Source organism: Hymenobacter sp. UV11 (assembly GCF_004684095.1).
GTDB lineage: Bacteria > Bacteroidota > Bacteroidia > Cytophagales > Hymenobacteraceae > Hymenobacter.
The window spans coordinates 1-4,547 of sequence record NZ_SRII01000040.1; the positions used below are offsets into that span (position 1 = coordinate 1).

The window sequence follows — 4,547 nt, forward strand, 5'->3', positions numbered from 1 at the left end:
GATGTTGCGCAGGGCGGGGTCCTGGCCCTGCTTTAGCTCCAGCGCCGACATGGCCACCGCCGCCCGGTGGTTTTCGCGCATGAGCTGCGCAAAGTACGCGTCGAGCTCACCGGTGGGCGCCAGGGCCAGGGAGCTTTGGGCCATGCTGTGCAGGGCCCCCATCATGGTGGCGGGCAGCGCCGTTACCCCGGTGCCGTTTGTCGCGTCCGACCGGCCATTGCAACTGCCGACCAGCAGGCTGCCCGCGAGCAAGAGGGCCCTGGTAAGCGTAGAAAAGGAAGTGGTGGAGTCAAACATGCCCAAGGAAGGAAAAGAAAGTGAAGAAAATGCTAGGTCAACGTGGTGCGTACCAAATTGCTGCGGGCTTCCTGCTCCCCCTGCTGGTTTACGTGCAGCACGTAATACGCCACCACCGTGCCGGGCGGAAAGACGGTCGTGTCGATAAAAGGCGAGCGGGCATTGTGGGCCACTATCTCCCAGGGGGCCGCCTCGTCCCCCACGCGGCGGCAAACGTCAATGATTTCGAGCAGCTCCTTGGAAAAGTTCAACTGTCGGCCCTGCGGCACCAGCAGTAATTCGATGTTAGTGTGGGGGTGGAACATGAGCCATTCGGATAAAAAAGTGGAAATAGGGAAGTCGGGTGCCCTGCCAAAAATGCGCGGTGAAAGCGTAAGTTTACCGAAATTACCAGACGGCCCGCTTAAGAAGAGGGTATTGGCTAAGCCCTTCGGGCAGGATTTGCTTCACCAAAACGTACCTCATGCCGCCGGAAGCCATTCAACTCTTTAAGCTGCTTTGTGACCTGCTGCCCACCGAGGCCACCGAAGCCGCCGTGCGGCAGCGGCTAAAGCCGCTTACCACCGCAGTCGACCCGGTACGCCGCCAGTTCGGGCGGACGTATCTCACTCTGGGCGGCGTATCCTTCAAACTCACCGCCGTTTTTGAGGCCCCTGCATTGCACCTGTACCAGGTGACACTGCGGGTAACCCCGGCGGCGTACGCGGCCATCCGCGCCTTTGCGCGGGCCTTGCCGGGGGCCGCGGCGCCGACGCTGCCCGGAACGGCCGAGTGGCAGAACAGCTGGCTGGGCCTGCTCCCGCGGCTGCGGCTGCGGCCGGCAGCGGGAGGCAAGGGGGTTTCGGCGCGCTTTGTCGGGCTCATGCCAACGAAAAAAGTGATTGTGCTAACCCAATTGTAGCCAGCCGCCGCGGGGCGACTCAGCGTAACTGCCAGTTCAGGGTGAGGCCGGTCGCGCCGGCGTAGTAGAGCGGCGCGACCCGCAATGAGCTGGCCGTACCCGCGGGCTTATGGCCCCAGCGGTAGCGGTGGGTGAGGTAGCCCAAATGGGCCGAAAGGATGCCGAAGCCGGCCCCGGCCACTACATCGCTCTGCCAGTGCTTATCGTTGACCATGCGCAGCACACCCACGCTGGTAGCAATAGCATAAGCCCCGATGCCGTACCACTGGCTTTTGTCACGCAGCTCGGTGTGCACGATGCTGGCGGCCAGAAAGGCTTGCGCCGTGTGCCCCGAGGGGAAGGCCGTAGCCGTGCCGTCAGGCCGGGTGATGTTGGTCAGGTTTTTCACCGCGAACACGCTGGCCAGCATGAAAGCTTCGCTTTTGAGGATGACCAGGCCCAGGTTCACGCGGTCGTTGCGGCTCTCGACGCCGGCCAGCAGCACCCCGCCCAATTCCAGGTAGGGGGCGAATTGCAGGTAGTTGTCCACGTAAGTGTGGCGGCCGGGACCGAAAAGGCGGTTGATATCGTGCTTGGCGTCGTAAGAAGAATAAAACCCGTTGCCGTTGATAGTGCTGATGCCGTAGCCAATGAGCACCGCCGGCACGATGGTGGCCCGGAAGCCCTTGCTTTGGAAAAAGCCTTTCTTGTCAACAGCGGCTACTTCGGCGGTGGGCCGCTCGTACTTGTGCAGTGTATCGGCGGCGGGCGTAGCCAGCGGGGGCAGCTGCTGGGCCTGCGCGGTGCCCAGGCAGTAGGTAAGCAGCAAGGTAACAAGCCAGGACTTCGGCAGAGAAAATAGCGTCATAATGGGTAAAGTTTTAGAAGGACAGGAAAGGGTCAGCAGTAGAAACTAAGCTGGCGGCGCGGACGGTGGCGGCGGCGAGTGCTTAGCGGGGACCGCGGCCGGACTCCCGTTGCAGGCAAGGGCAAGCGCCCTCAATACAGCACCCCGTTGACAGGCTGGATGGCCGGGGGTAGGTCGGTTTCGCCCAGCATCTGGCGCAGGTCGATTTCGATGGTGCGGCACAGGGCCGTCATGGGCACGTCGTTCATCCGGTGCTCGAAGGGGTCTTCGCTGATGTGGCCCACCAGCTCGATGGTAACGAACACCCACGACACGAGAATGGAGAACGGCACCGTCATCCAGTACTGGCCGTGGCCCAGCTTCTCGAACTCAGCCAATAGGCCCAGGGGCAGCAGGGCAATGAAAAGCCACACGAATACCACGCTGGAAAAGGCGTACTGCCGGGGGAAGGGCGTATTCTTGATGCGCTCGCAACCCCCCTGCAAGTTGGTTAGCTCCCGCAGGTCTTCGGCCAGGGTGCGGCGCTGCAAGTCGCTGTAGAGGCCATCGGCGGCGCGCAAGGCCCGCATTTGCCCCAGCAGCAGTTGGGCCGGCGGGTTGGTTACCCCCGGCAGGTAGGCCGCTTCGGCCGGGGGCAGCCACGGGGCCACTTCGGCCGCCCAGCGCTCCGGCTCCCGCCGCAGGTGCAGGCGCAGGGCGTTGACCCAGGCCAGCTGCCGGTACACCAATTGGCGCTGGCAAGCTGCCTGCCCGGGCGTCAGGGCGGCCGGCTCGGTGCTGCCCAGCACCAGCATGGTCCAGTTGCGGCTGCGGTTGACGATGCCGCCCCACAGCTGCCGGGCCTCCCAGAAGCGGTTGTAGGCACTGCTGTTTTTGAAGCCCACGTAGAACGACACGGCCACGCCCACGATGCTGACCAGCTGCCAGGGCACGTCCAGCCAGCGCACCTGCAGCGGGCCGTGCAGCACGGCCAGCAGCGTATCGTAAAACAGGAAAAAGAGCACGTCTTTCCAGGAGTAAGCCCAGATAACGCGCCAGTGGATATGCTTGCGAACGTACATAAAGGAAGCTGCTCCGAGAAGGAATAGGCAGAAAGAAAAAGAAGTTGAATGAGTTAAAGCAATCCGCCCACCAGGCTGACGGTAAGGGCTACCACGCTGGCATTGAAGGCGAAGGCCAGCAGACCGTGGGCCATCACCAGCTGGCGCATGGGCGTGGAGGTGATGGCCACGTCCGCCGTCTGGGCCGTCATGCCCACCACGAAGGCGAAGTAGGCGAAGTCCCAGTAGGTGCCCGGCGGCCCGCCGGGGAATTCCAGCCCGCCCAGATTATCCGGTGGTTCGGTGGCCAAGTCCTCGCTGTAATACTGGTGGGCGTAGCGCAGAGCGAAGACCGTGTGCAATTGCAGCCACGCGCCTACCACGGCTCCAATCGAGAGCACTACGTGCGCGACCACCTCGCGGCGCTGCATGGCGGCCAGCCCACTCAACAGCGCGACCACCGCCCCCAGCGCCGCCGTGCTGCCGACCAGCACCGCGACGAAGGCCCACGTGCGGCCCGGGTCCTGGCGCGTCGCCACCCGGCGGATGTGCGCGGCGTCGGCGCGGCGGGTGCCGGCCCATATCAGCCCCAGGCTGCCCAGACAAAACACGTCCCAGGCGGCCACCAGCCGCGTGGCCGTCTGCATGGAACCGGGCAACGCCAGCCACGCCAGGGCAGCCACGCCAACGGCCGTTACCAGGCGCTGGCGGGCCGTTAGATTGAGCAGGTGGTGCTGGAGGTGACGGTGGGAGAAAAACGGGGGTAATGACATTACAAACGCAGGACAGGTAACAGAAAGCGCGGGCCGGCCGGCTAATAATTGATGTGCACGCCGTAGCTCTCATCCGCGAGCACGCTCTTCCACTGGGCAACTAGCTTGCGGTAAGCTAGGCCGGCCGGCCGAACCTGCCGGTTCAGGTCGTAGAGGCCCAGCGGGTTCACGCGGCCGTTATTTTCGCGCAGGGCCGTGTCCCAGTCCACTTGGTCAAGCAGCGAGTACCAAGTGAAGCCCACCAGCGGAATGCCGTCCTGCTTGAGGCGGTAAGCGTTGGCCCACTGCCGCCAGAGCCAGTCCACCGCGTCGGGTTCCCAGCGGTTGGTTTCGGTATGCATCAAGGGCATCCGGTAGCGGGCAAAGTACTGGCGGGCAATGACATAGTACCCAAAGACGTCGCCGGCCGGGTCGGTGCCGCCATCTTCGCGCACCAGGTGCTCGTTGGTGCGGTAGTAGTCGGTGCCCATGATGCACTTAGCCTTGATGTCCTGGCTCAGAAACCAGTGGTACTCCGCGTCGGTCATCCCGTTTTGGCGCAGGTACTCGTACATGGCCACGCTCGGGGGGTAACCGTACGTCAGGTCCAGGCTCAGAAAGCGCTGTTGATTAAGAAAATTCGCCTGCTGCCGCGCGGCGGGCGTTTCGGGGTGAAAATATTCGGCCGATTCGCTCTGGATGAAGGTGGC

At 63.5% G+C, this 4,547-nt stretch carries 6 protein-coding genes and 1 pseudogene; 1 reads left to right on the top strand and 6 read right to left on the bottom strand.

All coding sequences use genetic code 11. The annotated features are described in order from the left end of the window. Together E4631_RS25490 and E4631_RS25495 are read right to left on the bottom strand one after the other, a co-directional pair. A partial coding sequence (locus tag E4631_RS25490) for a DUF305 domain-containing protein (RefSeq protein WP_133657809.1) occupies window positions 1–297 on the bottom strand: 297 nt, incomplete at its 3' end. 32 nt (window positions 298–329) lie between these two features. Beyond that, on the bottom strand, window positions 330–602 hold the full coding sequence (locus E4631_RS25495; protein ID WP_133657810.1) for a hypothetical protein: 273 nt from the start codon (window positions 600–602) through the stop codon (window positions 330–332). A gap of 158 nt (window positions 603–760) precedes the next feature. Between E4631_RS25495 and E4631_RS25500 the strand changes: the two genes are divergently transcribed. Further along, window positions 761–1,198, top strand: coding sequence for a hypothetical protein (locus E4631_RS25500; protein WP_135318681.1), 438 nt, complete (start codon window positions 761–763; stop codon window positions 1,196–1,198). 19 nt (window positions 1,199–1,217) lie between these two features. On the opposite strand, the gene E4631_RS25505 is transcribed toward E4631_RS25500, so the two are convergent. From E4631_RS25505 to E4631_RS26175, 4 genes and pseudogenes are all read right to left on the bottom strand, one after another. Continuing rightward, window positions 1,218–2,045, bottom strand: coding sequence for a phosphatase PAP2 family protein (locus tag E4631_RS25505; protein ID WP_133658635.1), 828 nt, complete (start codon window positions 2,043–2,045; stop codon window positions 1,218–1,220). A gap of 131 nt (window positions 2,046–2,176) precedes the next feature. Next, window positions 2,177–3,106 carry a bestrophin family protein gene (locus tag E4631_RS25510; RefSeq protein ID WP_133658636.1) on the bottom strand — a complete coding sequence of 310 codons (930 nt, stop codon included), beginning with the start codon at window positions 3,104–3,106 and terminating at the stop codon, window positions 2,177–2,179. A 53-nt stretch (window positions 3,107–3,159) separates the two neighbouring features. Further along, window positions 3,160–3,858: a DUF1345 domain-containing protein gene (locus tag E4631_RS25515; protein ID WP_133658637.1), complete on the bottom strand. Its 699-nt coding sequence runs from the start codon at window positions 3,856–3,858 to the stop codon at window positions 3,160–3,162. Window positions 3,859–3,899: 41 nt separating this feature from the next. Continuing rightward, window positions 3,900–4,547: pseudogene (locus E4631_RS26175) on the bottom strand (glycoside hydrolase family 1 protein); the annotation flags it as partial.

Bases quoted from the DNA above. Each gene is read 5' to 3' on its own strand.
- E4631_RS25510 (WP_133658636.1), bottom strand. From the start codon at position 3,106: ATGTACGTTCGCAAGCATATCCACTGGCGCGTTATCTGGGCTTACTCC.
- E4631_RS25505 (WP_133658635.1), bottom strand. From the start codon at position 2,045: ATGACGCTATTTTCTCTGCCGAAGTCCTGGCTTGTTACCTTGCTGCTT.
- E4631_RS25500 (WP_135318681.1), top strand. From the start codon at position 761: ATGCCGCCGGAAGCCATTCAACTCTTTAAGCTGCTTTGTGACCTGCTG.
- E4631_RS25495 (WP_133657810.1), bottom strand. From the start codon at position 602: ATGTTCCACCCCCACACTAACATCGAATTACTGCTGGTGCCGCAGGGC.
- E4631_RS25515 (WP_133658637.1), bottom strand. From the start codon at position 3,858: ATGTCATTACCCCCGTTTTTCTCCCACCGTCACCTCCAGCACCACCTG.